Below are 17,090 nucleotides of genomic sequence, written 5' to 3'. Positions count from 1 at the left end.
GCCTCCCCCGGACTTCTCTTTAAAAAGTTTTTGGGGGATTAAGATCATTATTATCTTTCTGCTCTAATTTCTCAAAAGGTTTATAAGTACGCATATCAATAGAAAACATGCCATATGAGGAAGCATTGTATCCATACCAGCTCGGCTTTATAACCCGAGCTATCCCTACTTCACGATCTGCCGCCCGACATAGCTTTAAATAATCCGCTGCACTTAGCGCTTTCCCCTCTTTGGTAAAAGTGACCAACAAGTCGGTATATATCATTCCTGGAGATAATTCTGATCGGATCGAATTAAATTCGAAATTAATATCAATCCCTAAGTAGGATTTAAAAAAGCATTTAATTTTTTCACGACTTGCTGCATTACCAAAAACGGTCATTTCTGTGTTATTTTCAGTCGAAGTCATTGCCGAAAATTTACCACCTGGCTTAAGTAAAATGGCAGCATAAATTAAGCAGTGCAAAGGATTATTGGCATAAGTTGCAGGACCATAAGTATCAAATACTTTATCTACGGTACCCTGTCTTTTTTCTAACAACTCGATTACTGAAGAATCATGAGGTAACTTACCCTTAACAATATGAATACCAGCATAAGAGTAAACACATTTTTTGACTTCATTGGGCGATGCACTTACACCAATCAAAACACATTTTTTTTTCAGCTCAGCCGCCAGATCAATTAAAAATTGGCCATTACCCATACCTAAATCAACAATGACAGGTTGGGGAGGCAATTCAGAGAGAATATCGAGCTTATTGGTTTTTGCTTCGTCTCTTAAAGTTTCTCCCGAATTTAACGCATGCAATGTAGCCACTTTTAATTTACTGCGACTATTTGGCCATAATTTGCGTATTGACCAATCATCCGTTTTTGCTTGTGCCGCAATTCTAAATTTTGCGGTAGCATCATCAAGCATTGCCTGACCGTCATTGAGCAATTTTTTTCTATATTGTTCTAATGCTTCTACGTAAGCAGCATCTTTTTTGAAAAAATCTATTTCAATCTTCGAAAAAACATTCTTTCCAGATTTCTCACATTTACCTTTCATACTTGTTCCCATTTTATCTAAAGTCTGGGCGTATCTTACTGTTCAAAAATCAAAAGTGGCTACGGCGTAATTCGGACACAATTTTAAATATCACCTCTACAAATAAAATAAACTTAAATCTATATGTATTTATTTTGCACTTATTGTATGTTATTATTGCACGGTGTGAGAATTAAATGGTTGTAAAGAGTTATGAATAAGCAACATAGAATCAATGAAAATCCAAGTTTGACACATCATCAACTCTTAAATGCAGTTTGCACCCCATTAAAAACGCTTGGTATCAATTTCTTCGGGTATACAGCAGTCGATTTGGAGGGGAATGCATTCTGTTTAGGATCTAAACCCGATTATGCCGCGGAATACCTTCGACGCGATCATGCACGTAATGATGTCCATTGCCATTCTGAAAAGGCTAATAAGCAATTTCGTTACGATTTTTGGGATTATCTGGAGATGACTAAAAACAACAAAGCGCTTTATCAAATGGCTGCCGCCTTTAATCAAGGGCATACTTTAACCATTACTAAACATGATGACGATATGACCCACTGCTACCATTTTAGCGGCAAGCTAACTGATTCTGAAATTAATCAACGCTATCTTGAGAAAATGGACTCTCTTCATGCCTTTATTCATTATTTCAATGACTGCATGAAAAATATACCGGAACTCGCTGCTGTGTACCAACTTCCGGTTAATATTGATGAAACGGCGAAGCAACAGAAAAAAATCAACATTGTTTCTGACGATCCTCGAGAAATTGATCTTGATACAGAAGCCAAGAGCAGATTATATTTTAAACATGAAACTCGCTATTACTTAACTCAAAAGGAACGCGAGTGCCTTCAATGGCTTCGTTTAGGGAAGTCTGCTGCACTCATCGCGGAAATTAACAAAGTTTCGCGCAAAACCATTGAGCGCTATGTCGAATCAATCAAAGCAAAGTACAACTGCTATACCATGTTTCAATTGGGCGAAAGAATAGCAACGAGTGGGCTAAGTACTTTTTTAAATCTTCAAGACTCAAGAACCGCTTAATTCAATAAGTTAAGGGGTTCCGAGCCATGACACCAACGAGGGAGCGGGTAAGAAGTAAATGCTCCTATGTCCGCTTGCCCAAGTGTACGACTCCGATCTTAGTTTAATTCTTTTTGAGTTTAAGGTTTTTCACTTTGCTGCCAGCTTGCTCTAGTACGAAAGAGTGAAGGTAAATCCTCAATTGTTTTCTTGACTGGTCTATTCAAAGTAAATATTTCACGCTGTTTTTGAAAATAAATCCCTAATGGGACGGGAAACTCCGGAAAATTGAGGCGGGCTAAGCGCATCGCGGCGATAAAGTTATTCGGATCATGGCGATAATCGATATCCCCTTGGCTGCGCACTTGCTGGAATGTTTCCCCTTGCAAAGTCAAAACCCACTCTTTTTCTGCACCAAACAGCAATGGTTCGCCCTCTTCCAACACAATTGTCTTATCTGCACGGTTTGTTTTCACTGCAAAGGCATCGAAAGCACCGTGGTTAAAGATATTGCAATCTTGATAAATTTCTACAAAAGAGCAGCCTTGATGTTCGTATGCCTTCCTAAGAATTGATCCTAAATGTGTAGGATCTTTATCCACAGCTCGAGCAACAAAACTAGCTCCAGAGGCAAGTGCAATCATTAAAGGATTAATTGGTTCATTCGTTACCCCTTGCGGTGAAGTTTTGGTGACTTGCCCTTTTTGCGATGTCGGTGAAAACTGTCCTTTTGTTAATCCGTAAACTTGATTGTTGAAAAGCAAAATATTGATATTCACATTCCGTCGTAAACAGTGAATAAGATGATTACCACCGATACTTAAAGCATCCCCATCACCCGTAATTAGCCAGACAGTAAGATCATCCCGCATCGCCTTAAGACCCGTCGCTACAGCTGGAGCCCTACCGTGAATAGTATGGAAGCCATAGGTGTTCATGTAATAAGGTAATCTTCCAGCACAACCAATTCCCGACACGAAAACATGTTTTTCCGGTGGTAAACCTAATTCAGGCAATAAACGTTGCAAAGCCGATAAAATAGCATAATCCCCGCAACCGGGGCACCATTTTACCTCTGTTGCATTAGCAAAATCTTCGCGCTTATAGCTGTTCTTGTTCATAGTTAATTTCCATTTTTATGGCTTTAACAAGTTGACTTACTGCAAACGGCTGGCCATTACATTGACTGATTGATTTCGCATCGACCAAATATTTAGCGCGCAATAATTGACATAACTGGCCAGAATTTAATTCAGCAACCAAAATTTTACTAAACCCTGCAAATACCTTATCCAATCCTTCAGGAAAAGGATTTAAGTGGCGTAAATGAAGTAAAGCAATGGGTAACCCTTCAGCATGGCATTCATTAACAGCAGATTTTAAACTGCCGTAAGTGGAGCCCCACCCGACCAATAAAATGTTCGAGTTAGTGTCTCCTTCAATGACCAAATCAGCATATTCACGGGAAACTCCAGCAATCTTTGCCGCGCGTAAATTAACCATATTCTGATGATTTTCGGCATCATAACTCACTCGGCCTGCATCCCCTTGTTTTTCCAACCCGCCAATTTGGTGAATGAAGCCAGGAGTGCCAGGAATATTCCAGCTGCGCGCCAAAACGTCATCACGCTGATAGGGTTTGGGGAAACGGTTAAAATCAATTTTAGGAATTTTGATGGATTCAACCGCCGGGATCTTCCAAGGCTCAGCAGCATTAGCTAGATAAGCATCAAGCAGAACAATAACAGGCGTCATATATTTGGTGGCTATCGAGAACGCCTCAATAATTGTCTCAAAGCAATCGGATGAGGATTTAGCTGCTAAAACAGGTACAGGCGCTTCTCCATGGCGACCATAGAGTGCTTGACGCAAATCACTTTGTCCCGTTTTTGTCGGCAATCCTGTGGATGCGCCTGCCCGTTGAACATCGACAAGGACGAGAGGAAGTTCTGCCATAGCGGCCAGCCCTAAACTTTCACTTTTTAGGTCAAGTCCAGGTCCTGATGTACAACTTAACGCTAAACAGCCTCCATAAGCTGCACCAATACAAGAACAGAGGGCGGCAATTTCATCTTCAGCCTGCAATAATTGGACACCGTAGTCGGATAATTTGACACATTCATGCAAAATAGCAGAAGCGGGAGTAATAGGATAACCTGATACAAAAACAGGGATTTTGGTGGTCGCTGCCAGGGTCGCTAGCGCAAGGCCAACCGCCTCAACGCCGGTTATCTGTCTGTACTCTCCACTATCGCGGTTCACTTGACCTAACATGAATTGCCGACGGCTCAATTCCAAAGTCAACGCGTAATTATAACCTGCTAAAAGGGTCAATTCGTTCGCTTTAGCGATTTGCGATTGATTTTTAAATTTTTTAGCGATGAACGCCAAACAATTTTCAGTTGGCAAATCGAAAAGCCAAAGTACTAAACCAAGTACATAAAAGTTTTTCGATTTTTTAGCCTGGGCATGATTAATCCCAAGAGACTCAACAGCTTGTAACGTTTGGGTAATTAAAGGTAAAGACACTAACTGATAATGTTCAGCAGCTTTGTCTAGAAGATCACTTGTTAGCCCTGCTTTTTGCCAATCCTTATCGGTAAAGCTATCTTCGTTGATAATTAATAGTCCGCCTGGGCTTAAATATTCAAGGGAAGTCTTTAAAGCTGCGGGATTTAATGCAACCAAAACATCCAAAGTTTCCCCTGCTGTAAAAATGGCTTGTTCAGCCATTGCTAACTGAAAGCCAGAGACACCAGCGACAGTACCGGCAGGTGCTCTAATTTCAGCAGGAAAATCAGGTAGAGTACGCACATCTCGCCCGCTTAGTGCGGCTGTGATGGTTAATTGCTCCCCTACCAGCTGTACTCCATCCCCGGAATCACCGGTCAAACGGATAACAATCGAGTCAGTGTTTGCCATAATGTCTTGCTTCCAGCATAAGTTGGCGCATATCCCTCACTGCATTTTTTAAACCACAAAATAAAGCACGTGCAATGATTGCATGGCCAATGTTTAGTTCATGAAATTCTTTTATCGCTGCAATGGCTTGTACATTGTGATAATGTAACCCGTGTCCTGCATTGACGATTAAGTTACGGCTTGCCGCATATTCGGCTGCTTCTTTAATCCGCAGCAATTCACGCTCTTGCTCAAACGCATTCGGTGCATCTGCATAACAACCCGTGTGAATTTCAATGACGGGTGCACCAACCTCAACCGCGGCGTCGATTTGCTTTTTATCGGGATCAATGAACAAAGACACTTCACTGCCCATTTGCGTTAAACGTTTAACCGCATTTGCTACTGCATCATAATGACTGATAACGTCTAAACCGCCTTCCGTGGTTAATTCTTCGCGTTTTTCAGGTACCAAACAGGCATGTTCGGGTTTAATCTCCTCAGCAAAATCCAGCATTGATTCCGTGACAGCCATTTCCAGGTTCATGCGAGTTTGCAATACCGCCTTAATAAGCCTGACATCCCGCGCTTGAATATGGCGCAAATCTTCGCGCATATGCAGCGTGATCCCATCTGCTCCAGCCTCTTCTGCATCGATTGCTGCTTGCACAGGATCAGGGTAACGTGTACCTCGAGCTTGGCGAATTGTTGCAATATGATCGATGTTAACACCAAGTAGAATTTCTTTAGACATCATTTTCACCATTTGTTAAAACAATTGCTGCAAATTATGACGCTAAATGGGGCTGTTTATCTATACTTGTTTGAATTTCGTAAGCGATTTATGTGCCAAGTTCTTTTCTTGGGTATAACTTTCGTGATTTTAATTCCCTACCCCCTAAAAGATGGTCTACTGCTTGGCGCATAATAAATTTAGCTGCTTTTAAAACATCCAGTTGATTTAATTGGCCTTGCGCCAAAGCAAGGATATATTCACCCAAAATCCCTGTACCTGCCAGCACGAATCCCTCGCCAGGAACAAACTGATAAAATTGATGTGCATTAATTGGGGTAACTGAATGAGCTTCCTGGGTAAACGATACGCCATACCCACAAGCAAATAATAAGGCCCATTCGAAACGCCTTAATAAAACTTCTATTGCGACTCTGTCATGGAGAACCGCTAAACCTTGAAGGGTATCCTGGTACACCTTGAAAAGCTCCGGACAAGACTCCATGGGTCTAAGCGCGTAGAACACTAATTCATTGACGTAGAGACCAGCAAAAAGTGAGTTACCTGCCAGTGCGATTATTTCTCGTTGGATCTCAACCTTATGAACAAAATGATAGTCTTTTTTGTAATCAACAGATAACCATAAGGGTATAAAAGGCTGCAAAAACGCTTGTTTCTTAGGCGTCCGGCCTCCTTTATACAGGCAATTTATAATCCCTTTTTCGCGAGTAAAAAAGCTGACTCGCGCGCTGCTATCTCCAGAAGGGGTTTTATGTAAAAGCCAAGCATCAAGTGCTTCAATCATAGCCTAATTGCTTTAGTAAACGTTCGTCATCAGCCCAGCCTGACTTGACCTTGCACCAGCACTGTAAAAAGACTTTTTTGCCAAGTAATTGCTCCATATCCAGTCGTGCGCTTGTGGCCATTTCTTTTAATTTTTTCCCCTTGTCGCCAATGATGATCCGTTTGTGATTTTCTTTCTCCACTAAGATTAATGCATGAATACGAACTAGATTTCCTTCATCTTTATAAGATTCAATATCAACCGTTGTTGAGTACGGCAATTCCTGCCCACATAAGCGAAAAATCTTTTCACGTAACAATTCTGCACACAAAAACCGCACGGGGCGATCAGTAAATTGATCTTCAGCAAATAAATGGGGACCTTCCGGTAAAAAAACTTTTAATTGCTGCTCTAAATGATCTACCTGTAACCCTGTTTTAGCCGATACTGGAATAATCGCGGCAAAATCATGACGGTGACTCATTTCTTCTAACCAAGGTAATAACTGACCTTTATCAGCAATCTTATCAACCTTATTCACTGCCAAAATACAAGGAACCTTCGCTTCTTTAATTAAGCGTAAGATATATTCATCTTCATCATTCCAATGAGTTCCATCCACAATAAAAACAATCACATCAACATCGCGCAATACAGCAATAGCTGTCTTGTTCATTAGACGATTCATAGCTTTTTTAGAACCTTGGTGAATACCTGGTGTATCAACATACACGTATTGATACTCATCAATCGTTTGTATACCCAGAATGCTATGTCGTGTCGTTTGGGGTTTACGAGAGGTAATGCTCAATTTTTGCTGTAAAATGCAATTTAAAAGCGTCGATTTACCAACGTTGGGTCGCCCGATTAAAGCAATATAGCCACAATAACTTGTCATTAACTTGATGTCCTGTCTATTTTCAGCACATCTTACCAGCCCCTCTTAAGGATTGCCAGCAGATGAAAAAGGTTATTTTGATGATTTTATAATCAAATTTAACACATTTTGCTTGCCTTAAAAACATAAAAAATTATACTGTCGAGGTAATTCCAACTCTTTTATTTTTGCCCATGGTCGCTACCAAGTTTATTGAAGGTCGCTTACATACTGTTATTCCTTTATCAGTGAGGCCAAACCGTTTTTATTCAAGCTTCACTGTGACTGCAACGACAACAAGCAGACATGCAGGAACTGTAATCTATGGCTCTTTCAAAGCACAATTCTTACTTCCTAACGGCGATTGTTTGCTTCTGTTCGCCAATCATAATAATAACACCACGCAACTACTGCTGATCACTCATGATGCCGAAAAATTACGTTACCTGCCCGGGAAGCGCAACACTTCAATCGTGGCTGATGCAATCAGCCAGCTCAATCGATACCGTATTCGTTCGGACAACTATAGCAAGCCACGCACTGATGCGCAGGTTGCAAAATACCAGCTCACAAACTTAGCAATCAATCAGCTTGAAGAGTTATTAGATAAAGAAAGGGAACTAACTCCTGGGGATTGGGAAGGGCAGGAAGAATTACGTCGAGAAGTACTGGCAATCCTAGGGAAATGCAATGAAGGAAATCTCCTGTTAGCAACCAATCCTGTGGTCTCAAGCGGAGAGTTAGGTCGCATTTTATATGAGGCTTATCAATCAGCCCAACATTACCAATTTAATCGAGTCCACCCAGTTTGTCGTATTGATCAGCTCGATTTCACAGAAGAGCATGGTCGATTCACTGATAAACCTGCCTCTTATGTTTGGGACAGTGAATTACATATCGGTAATGATGAAGCCGCTCTACAAGATACACTTAGGGTTATTTGCCAATTATATGGATTAAGATTGGGTTCCAAATTAACCAATATACCTGCAAACCGTTTTGCTCGCTTAGGATTGTTTTTACGCAACCTTTGGACAAATAGTCGCGAATTGATTAACTACTTAGCATCCCCGCTCAAGCCGACCCAACCTAGCGAAACGACAGGTTGGTATGACGGAATGATAGTGACCAAAATTAAACCCCATTATTACTTAGAAGGACTTCCACAAATTGGCTATACTGCTGAAGAAATAGCAGAAGATCCGCCTCCAATCGATATTCGTTTCTTTGAACATGAAGGATTACACTACCCATTACCCAGTGGGGATGATTTAGTTGCCATCAGCGAATTAAGCGGGCAGCATCTTTATTTACATCAGCGCATTAGCTTGCAACTTAAAGCATTTTTTTCAAAACTTCCTGCCTTTTTTGTCTATGTCTATCGCAGCATAGCCCACTTTATTTCCCATAATCTCTATAAGGATTTCCTCTACCATATTCACGGTGATCACCCCGAATTTCAAGATAAAAAATCAAAGACCAAGCCTAAAAGAACTTCTTTGGAAAAGTATCTCATCTCATTGCAAGAAATTCTTCAAAACGAAGGCTTACTCGCTAATGGCCAAACTCTTGAACAATTCATCGAAACACAAATCGAAAATTGCAACTATGTGATGGTACGAGAGAAGCATCCACCGAGTCCCCCGATGTACGATAATCCCTTGCATCGTTCGTTGGATGTTTTTCGCCATATCAGCTCCTTCTTTGTTGATATCAGCGAGAAAAATCCAATTATCGGTACCCTTGCCTTAGCAGCTTATGTATACGGCGCGGGAGCAATCATCGCACCGCAAGCCTTAACTGCACTGTTAACCAAGTTGCAACTGAAAGGATTAATTGCTGGGATACAGCCTACTCAAGCGCTTGGACAATGGATGAGTCACGGCACAATATCTGAAGCCATCTCAGCTGCAGTGACTTATTGGCAAGGTGTGGTTATTGGCGGTGATCTCGATAAGTTTTTTGTTGAAGCAATTAAGGTATTGAAAGATCACCCAGCAGAAGTTGCTATCATTTCTGCCCTAGCAGTGATGCTTGGCTTCGGTTTGTGTAAGGCAATTCCCGCCTTAGAAGAAGAGATGGGTGAGTTCCCTTACATTAATTATGCATTTTTGGGTCTTAAAGGCGGCATAGCAATCAATGACACCGTTATGCACCCGGGCGATGATTGGCTCCTTGGAACAATTAAATGGCTACTCAGGGGCGGATTTATTCTACTTAAGTTTTTATTAGGCCCTTTTATTGAAGGCTATTACTATGGAGAAGATGGATTTGCCTCCGGTTTAACAAAAAGTTGGCATCTATTAATCCGCACCATTAAACAAAGCATTGCAGCACTTGCTGATTTATTATTGGTTATTTTGACCATACCCTTATTGGAAATCAGCAGTATGTTTATCCACGTTCCTTTTAGAGGGATAACCAATTTTCTTAGTAAGACATTAAGTACATTAGGAAATTGGCAAGCCTTAGGAAATAGTCTTTTAGAGTTTTCTCCCAACTCTTTTGTACGAAATTATTTCTCAGGCTTTCGCCTATCCCCTCTCTACGGATTTCATAGCCCATTCGGTACTTATGTGAACAATAGGTTGATCAATGTTCTTATCAATGGCGCCATGATATTCATTTACCCACCATTGCAATTAGTTAAAAATTTCATAATTTTGCCTGCTATTGATCTAACCTCTTTAGTAGTTCGCTCGTTATTAACCTGTTTACATCCCTTGGTAAAAATTTTAACCTTTAGCACTGGAAGTTTGTTAAAAACCTGCGGCTTTCTTTGGGACAATAGCTGTGGTTTGATTTTTCAGTTAGGAGCCAAAGGGATTAGTTTAAGCGCAAATTGGGCTGTTCGGATTGTCGGTAAAGGTAAACAACGTATTCTTGGGGAAATACAAATTCTTCGTCTTAACATCTACGACTGGGCTTTTAATGAGGAAGATATCGCCTTACATACCGTTAATGATGATAAAGAATATTTTATGTCTCATCCAGAATCGGTAGAAAGATTTCCTCATGAGCATGAAGACAGTACTAACTGCCTTCTTAAGGCGCTAACAGGTGATAAATTAGCCGCCGTAACCAAAGCGGGAATAGCCGATATGAGAAACTATAACCCCCTCTTTACCACAAGGACAACAAAGGATTCAGCAGGAGGTGAGCAATTGAGCTCAGTAATGGGAATTGTTTTATAGTAGTCTAATTATGGCAAATAAAGGATTTTCTTTCATCGAATTGATGGCTGTGATTCTTATCATCAGTATTATTGCTGTTTTTGTGTACCCTAGTTATCGTCATTTAATCACCAAAGCAAGACGAATTGATGGGCAAACTGCCTTACTTGAGCTGGCCAATCGAATGGAAGAATACTACTCGCGAGCACATACTTATCGAGGTGCAACAATCGCTTCCAGTGGATTTAATGATATCTTAAGCACAAGCTCCTCAGATCAAAATTGGTATCATTTGAAGATCATTGAACAAACCGACACTTATTTTAATTTGCATGCTATCCCAGCTGGAGCGCAAGCCACAGCAGATACCCTTTGCCAAACTTTCACATTCAACAGCCTTGGAATTAAAGGAATTACCTCAGGACCCGGCGGTCTTCCCCTGGGTAATTCCTCCCAGTGCTGGTAGAATATAGATAAGTCCACTGTTAGTTCTTTGGAAAGCCATTTTGACTACTGTATAGACAATTTAATTCGGTATACCTTATAATTATTGTTATATCTTTACTTAGAGTTTTTTATTATGGCCGATCAAACTAAACATGTCCCTGTGCCATCGTCGCTTAAGAGTATGGCTTCTGACTCAAAGTTGGCTCAGCAAAAAGATCGCTCCCTCCCCTCTACTCAACTTGAACCCAAGCTTGGTAAAGATCACGCTGCAAAAAGCGCTCAAAAAACGCTTCCTGCTCAATCAGAATCCAGCATAACTAAAAAACCAAAACTCTCACTGGACTCTAAAATTGAAAAATTCCATCATCAAATGGTTGGCCAATTGGGCTTAAAGGATGCGACAACGGTCGCCGCCTTTTTAAAATCACCTGCTGGCCTAAAAACCAAAGCACTGATCCATGAGCAGCAAGTTTTGCTTGCTGAACTAAAGAAAATCCGCCAGCACGCTATGCTAGATAACCTTTTGCGAAAGATGCGTATTAAGGCTTTTTTATACTTAATTGCAGTTTATAAAAGGAAAGCGCGCGCGAAAGAATTGAACGCAGCCATCCAAAGACAAATTGATGAGAGACTCGCATCATCACAAAAACCCACTGAAGTGGAAGCTGTTCAATCATTTAATCCTTTTGATGGAACCCAGTTTGTTTTAAAACAGACTTATGCCTCTTATAAGTTAGCTGCCCAAGTCATCGAAAGCACCCTGGAAGAAAAACTTAAAGAAGCACAAGCACTGGAAGAAGAGTTAGCCTTACTTGAGATTGAGGGTGAAAAAATCGTGGAACGCTATCAAGCCTTTCATGAAAGGCTTATTGATTTAGATGCTCAATATGAGCAATTTGTGGAAAGAAACAAAGAAAAAACAACTGCAGAAAAAATTGCTGACATAAAAAACATGATTGCAACTCTTAATGAAACGATTGAGACTAAACGGGCAGAGATAGACAGATTAGTGGTAGCTAATCAAGACGCAGAAGCGATGGCATTACTTCCCGAGCTGAATAGCCTCAACGGACAATCAGCTGGTATGGAAGATATTTTGTCCGTATTAGAAGGGCGGAAATTATTCTATAATGCGGCAGGCCAGAGTGTGGACTCGTATAAACAGGCTGACTTTATTCTTGCTAAAACACAAAGATTGTATGTGGATAAACAATCTGGGGTAACCTACTTACTAACAGCAAGTTCCGATCTTGATTCCGAGGGACTTGCAAAATTATTCAACTCCTTATCCCCTAAAGATAAATTGACCGCACAACATCATTACGAGCGCGCTAAACCAGAAATTTCGAATCTCAAAGCACTTGTCGCCAGCAATAAAGAGCTGGAATTAGCCTTACACACCGAGAAAAAAGTAAGGCCTTAGCCCATAGCGAACAACTGCAACAAGAAATTTTAGACCTCACTAATCAAGCGGCAACGATTGCCTCGATGATGGAACAGCTCGATCAAACTTTGAATCAGGTCAATAAACAATTAGGCGCAGATATCCAATTGACGACACCCAAACCTAAACCGACTCCGGGTGGCACTGCTTCCGTGAAAAAAGAAGCTGTCTCCAGGACTTTAGTCTGCAAACACCTACTGGAATTAATTAAATCAAATCCAACTGAGGCTGCGATCAATCGCTTTGCCAGCAGCTTCGTATTACCCGATGGCTCACCTAACAAAGAAGCTCAAGATTTGGTCCGCAATAGTATTAAACCCGGGATGCCAATACCCCAAACGACTATGAATCGCTTATTGCAGGATCTACCCCGTTTTGGCGTGACAGCGAATAGCCCAAGAGTGACTCCAATTCCTGATAAAACACCAAGTAAAATCCCTGCCCCTACGCCTTTTAAAACCACACCTTGGTGATAAATTTAGCTAGAAAGAAGATCAATAAGCTTGCTGAAAACAAGAGTGTGGGTATTCCTTTCGCTGTGAAGCTTAAGGGTCCCTTCGTCAAGAGGCAACAAGGATCTATTATTATTTCTCAAATACAACGCACTTAATACTTGATAAGCGCTCGCAACTCTTCTAACATGATCGAATTAATTGCTTGCAAAGCGAATGAACTATGATGAGTGATAAACTGTTTGGAAATCAATCTATTATTGTAACTTTAGATGTTGATGCCTTACTATTCGACAGGCTTAAGCAAATTACCCAAGCAGGCTTTTCTATTGTTGAAATTAATTGCAGCGAGCAAAGCCTTTTAAAGAAAATAATTCAAGATTTTCCTGGCTTACGCGTAGGAGCTGGCAATATCACCAATACGCAACAATTAGAAGAATGTTACCATGCCGGTGTTCATTTCGTTTCAAGTCCTGGCTTCTTACCCGCTATAGCGCAAACTGCTGCGATCTATTCGATCAATCATCTTCCAGGTATCGCGACAATTTCTGAAGCAATGCAAGTGATGGCGCTGGGGTACCATCAAGCAAGACCATACCCAGCTAATTTGGCCTTCTGCGCTTCTCTTAACAAGTGTTTACCCACACTACGCTTATTCCCCGCAGAAGTTGAGTGGGAAGAGGCAGAACATTACCTGAGCTTGCCAGCCGTAGCAGCGGTAAGCATCGTGAATCCCGAAAGCAAACATCTACATGCATTATCAACTGGGATTTTTGCATAGGGCTGTTTAATATAGGAACCTTATTGAAGAACTAGGTTTAAATAATCTTAGGTAACGGCGCTAAGTTTTGTTAAACAATAAATCAGCGATCTATTAAGGAACGGCTACTCGAGTAACCATTAACACGGCTAACTCAAGATCTGTTATGATTAGCTACCCTTCTCGAGAACCATTACGGCATAAGTCAACCAACAGAAAAAATGCACCAATGCAAATAGCGCTGTCAGCTAAATTAAAGACAGGCCAGTGATGGTTTTCATAATAGAGATCGATAAAATCGACAACATGTCCTAGGACAGCTCTATCGTATAAATTTCCTACGGCCCCACCAAGTATCAAACTCACTGCTAAGGATTGCAATCTTGCCTTTGGCGATAATTTAGCTAGCCATCCTATTAATACTAAACTCATGACAACACTGAATCCAGCAAAAAACCAGCGATGCCAACTGCCTGTGCCACTAAGAAAACTAAAAGCGGCTCCCGTATTATAGGCTAAGGTGAAGTTAAACATTGAGAAGAGCGGTTCCGGTTGATAAGGCACCAGATTTGAAGCCGCCCAGTATTTACTGAGCTGGTCAACTAATACCACAATAAGACTTAAAAGAAACCAGGGCCATTTTTTCATGCGAAATGCCTCACCTCATCACGACCACTAATATTGCCGATACAACGGTGGCACAATTCGGGATATTCAGGATCGGAGCCGACCTCCTCGCGTCGGTGCCAACAACGGCTGCATTTTTCATGATCGCTTGCACGGACAGAAACTGCCAAATCTAATTCACCATTTCTCAATGCCTCAGCATTACATTGGCTTATTGGTTTTACAATAGCAGAGGAAGTGATAAAAACAAAACGCAATTCCTCACCCAACTTGCTTAAAAGTGTAAAAAGCGACTCACCTGCGTAAACGGTGACTTCTGCTGCCAAGGCAGAGCCTATCGTACCTTCTTTACGTTTGCTTTCAAGGGCTTTATTGACCTCATCTCGGACAGTTTGCAGTTGTTGCCAAAACGGCATATCTACATCTTGAATTTGTGGCCATTTCTCATACCATTGCTCAAGAAATACTGACTCACTTTTTAGTCCAGGAATAAACTGCCAGATCTCATCCGCTGTAAAAGACAGAATGGGGGCTAACCAGCGGGTAAGAGCATGGACAATATAGTACATCGCTGTTTGGCAGGAGCGTCTTGCTAAACTGTCCTTTGGGGTAGTGTATTGGCGATCCTTGATCACATCAAGGTAAAAACTACCCATATCAACAGCACAGAAATTATGAATCTTCTGATAAATGACATGAAAAGAATAATTCTTATATGCCTCTTTAATTTCCTCTTGCAAATCTTGACAACGTTTTATCGCCCAGCGATCTAGCTCAACCAATTTGGATTCATCAAGAGTATGCTTTTCAGGAATGAAATCAAATAAATTAGCCAGTAAAAAACGGGCGGTGTTACGTATACGACGGTAAGCATCCGCATTGCGTTTAATAATTTCCTCAGAGATACTTACTTCATGGCGATAATCAGTAGAAGCAACCCACAAGCGCAAAATGTCCGCACCGTGTTGAGCGACTAATTTATCTAGAGCAATATAGTTACCCTTTGATTTAGATAATTTCTTCCCTTCAGCATCGACAGTATAACCGTGCGTGAGAACAGTTTTAAAAGGGGCATAACCATAAATGGCAACTGCTGTGGTCAATGAGGAATTAAACCAGCCACGATGCTGATCTGACCCTTCAAAATACACATCAGCGGGTAAGCCCAGTGCTTCATTTTGTTTCAGTACACAATAATGGGATACACCTGAATCAAACCAAACATCGAGTGTGTCATTAATTTTTTCATATTCGTCCGCGTCTACCCCTAAAAATTGAGCAATATCCAAATCAAACCAAGCGTCAATACCTCTTTGCTCCACTTTAAAAGCAATTTTTTCGATCAATTCCACGGTTTTAGGATGAAGTTCTCTAGTTGCCTTGTGTACAAACAACGGCATCGGAGTACCCCAAGCGCGCTGCCTAGAAATACACCAATCTGGTCTGGTGTCAACCATGGTCGCGATGCGGGCCTTTCCCCAGTCAGGAACCCAATTCACTTTTTCAATTTCTGCTTTGATAGCCTGGCGTAAACCATTTTGATCCATGGCTATAAACCATTGGGGCGTGGCAAGAAAAATCATTGGTGTTTTATGACGCCAACAGTGGGGATAGCTATGGCGAATTGACTCGAGATGTAAAAGAACATGACGTTCCCGCAATAATTCGATAATTTTGTCATTCCCCTTTAAAACCGAAAGACCTGCCAATAGAGGAACATCATTCGCATAGCAACCATTGATCATCACTGGATTAATCAGCGGCAAATTATATACTTGCCCTACTTGGTAGTCCTCTGGTCCATGCGCAGGTGCCGTATGAACGCAACCAGTACCTGAATCGGTAGTGATATGCTCACCAAGAATAATGGGCACTTCACGCTCGTTAAAAGGATGTTTTAAAGCGATTTTCTCAAACGATTGTCCTTTTGCTTTACCTACGATGTCGTAGTCTTTGATTCCATAACGAGCCATTACTGGTGCAAGTAGGTCATTACTGAGTAAAAAATAATTGTCCCCTGCATCTATCAAAACATACTCATATTCCGGATGTAAGCAAACCGCTTCATTCGCTGGCAGCGTCCAAGGAGTCGTTGTCCAGATAGGGACGATGACTGATTTTACTGGTAAACCGCCTGCAATGAGTGTCAAAATTTCCTGTGGCTTAACCGCATAAAATGCAACGTCAATTGAGGGTGAAGTTTTATCCTCATATTCAACCTCTGCCTCGGCCAATGCGGAACCACATTCGATACACCAATGAACAGGTTTGAATCCTTGCTGCAAATGTCCATTTTCAATGACTTTACCAAGCGCACGGATAATATTCGCTTCGTAGGAATAATCCATAGTGACATAAGGGTGTTGCCAATCACCAAAAACCCCTAAGCGTTTAAATTCCTCGCGTTGGATATCAATCTGGCTCGCTGCGTATTCACGACACTTAGTGCGAAACTCACTCGCGCTGATTTTCATTCCGGCCTTGCCCACTTTTTTTTCAACATTTAACTCGATCGGCAACCCATGGCAATCCCAGCCAGGCACAAACGGAGCATCAAAACCGCTAAGTGCCCTTGATTTGGTAATAATATCTTTCAGGATTTTGTTAAGGGCATGCCCACAATGTAAATGACCATTGGCATAAGGAGGACCATCATGCAGCACAAAGCGCTTTAAGTCCTTACTTGCCTGCCTTATTTTTTCATAGATACTTTTAGATTCCCAATAAGCTAGCATTTGCGGCTCTCGTTGAGCGAGATTAGCCTTCATCGGGAATGAGGTGTCAGGTAAATTTAAAGTATCTTTGTATTCTGCCATTA

Annotated in this window: 14 protein-coding genes; 6 read left to right on the top strand and 8 right to left on the bottom strand. The window is 41.3% G+C overall.

The annotated features are described in order from the left end of the window. Positions 1-19: 19 nt before the first annotated feature. Positions 20-1,054, bottom strand: coding sequence for a class I SAM-dependent methyltransferase (locus LMI_RS05650; protein ID WP_045098927.1), 1,035 nt, complete (start codon positions 1,052-1,054; stop codon positions 20-22). Positions 1,055-1,246: 192 nt separating this feature from the next. On the opposite strand from LMI_RS05650, the gene LMI_RS05645 reads away from it, so the two are divergent. Beyond that, complete coding sequence (locus LMI_RS05645; protein WP_045098926.1) at positions 1,247-2,095, top strand: helix-turn-helix transcriptional regulator; 849 nt, start codon at positions 1,247-1,249, stop codon at positions 2,093-2,095. Between the two features lie 119 nt (positions 2,096-2,214). Here LMI_RS05645 and LMI_RS05640 read toward each other — a convergent pair whose 3' ends face one another. From LMI_RS05640 to era, 5 genes are all read right to left on the bottom strand, one after another. Next, positions 2,215-3,195, bottom strand: coding sequence for a 2-oxoacid:ferredoxin oxidoreductase subunit beta (locus LMI_RS05640; RefSeq protein WP_045098925.1), 981 nt, complete (start codon positions 3,193-3,195; stop codon positions 2,215-2,217). Further along, complete coding sequence (locus tag LMI_RS05635; RefSeq protein WP_045098924.1) at positions 3,176-4,996, bottom strand: 2-oxoacid:acceptor oxidoreductase subunit alpha; 1,821 nt, start codon at positions 4,994-4,996, stop codon at positions 3,176-3,178. Before LMI_RS05635 ends, LMI_RS05640 begins: the two co-directional genes overlap by 20 nt. Further along, on the bottom strand, positions 4,983-5,729 hold the full coding sequence (gene pdxJ / locus LMI_RS05630) for a pyridoxine 5'-phosphate synthase (RefSeq protein ID WP_045098923.1): 747 nt from the start codon (positions 5,727-5,729) through the stop codon (positions 4,983-4,985). The genes LMI_RS05635 and pdxJ overlap by 14 nt, the downstream gene beginning before the upstream one ends. A gap of 88 nt (positions 5,730-5,817) precedes the next feature. Continuing rightward, positions 5,818-6,513, bottom strand: a complete 696-nt coding sequence (gene recO / locus LMI_RS05625) for a DNA repair protein RecO (protein WP_045098922.1) — start codon at positions 6,511-6,513, stop codon at positions 5,818-5,820. Further along, the gene (gene era, locus LMI_RS05620) at positions 6,506-7,390 is read right to left on the bottom strand and encodes a GTPase Era (protein WP_045098921.1); all 885 of its coding nucleotides are present in this window, start codon (positions 7,388-7,390) and stop codon (positions 6,506-6,508) included. The genes recO and era overlap by 8 nt, the downstream gene beginning before the upstream one ends. A gap of 173 nt (positions 7,391-7,563) precedes the next feature. On the opposite strand from era, the gene LMI_RS05615 reads away from it, so the two are divergent. The 5 genes from LMI_RS05615 (at position 7,564) to LMI_RS05595 (ending at position 13,666) form a co-directional block, all read left to right on the top strand. Further along, positions 7,564-10,563: a hypothetical protein gene (locus LMI_RS05615; protein WP_045098920.1), complete on the top strand. Its 3,000-nt coding sequence runs from the start codon at positions 7,564-7,566 to the stop codon at positions 10,561-10,563. 10 nt (positions 10,564-10,573) lie between these two features. After that, positions 10,574-11,008, top strand: coding sequence for a type IV pilin protein (locus LMI_RS05610; RefSeq protein ID WP_045100592.1), 435 nt, complete (start codon positions 10,574-10,576; stop codon positions 11,006-11,008). A 114-nt stretch (positions 11,009-11,122) separates the two neighbouring features. Further along, entirely contained in the window at positions 11,123-12,412 is a 1,290-nt protein-coding gene (locus tag LMI_RS05605; protein WP_045098919.1) for a hypothetical protein, read from the top strand. A 65-nt stretch (positions 12,413-12,477) separates the two neighbouring features. Next, a complete protein-coding gene (locus tag LMI_RS05600; protein ID WP_045098918.1) occupies positions 12,478-12,906 on the top strand; it encodes a hypothetical protein in 429 nt (142 codons plus the stop codon). A gap of 202 nt (positions 12,907-13,108) precedes the next feature. Further along, positions 13,109-13,666: a beta/alpha barrel domain-containing protein gene (locus LMI_RS05595; protein WP_045098917.1), complete on the top strand. Its 558-nt coding sequence runs from the start codon at positions 13,109-13,111 to the stop codon at positions 13,664-13,666. Positions 13,667-13,819: 153 nt separating this feature from the next. On the opposite strand, the gene lspA is transcribed toward LMI_RS05595, so the two are convergent. Together lspA and ileS are read right to left on the bottom strand one after the other, a co-directional pair. Further along, entirely contained in the window at positions 13,820-14,293 is a 474-nt protein-coding gene (gene lspA, locus LMI_RS05590) for a signal peptidase II (protein WP_045098916.1), read from the bottom strand. After that, positions 14,290-17,088 carry an isoleucine--tRNA ligase gene (ileS, locus tag LMI_RS05585; RefSeq protein WP_045098915.1) on the bottom strand — a complete coding sequence of 933 codons (2,799 nt, stop codon included), beginning with the start codon at positions 17,086-17,088 and terminating at the stop codon, positions 14,290-14,292. The genes lspA and ileS overlap by 4 nt, the downstream gene beginning before the upstream one ends. Positions 17,089-17,090 lie beyond the last annotated feature (2 nt).

The organism is Legionella micdadei (assembly GCF_000953635.1).
In the GTDB taxonomy this organism is placed as follows: Bacteria; Pseudomonadota; Gammaproteobacteria; order Legionellales; family Legionellaceae; genus Tatlockia; species Tatlockia micdadei.
This window is presented reverse-complemented; position numbering and strand designations above follow the sequence as displayed.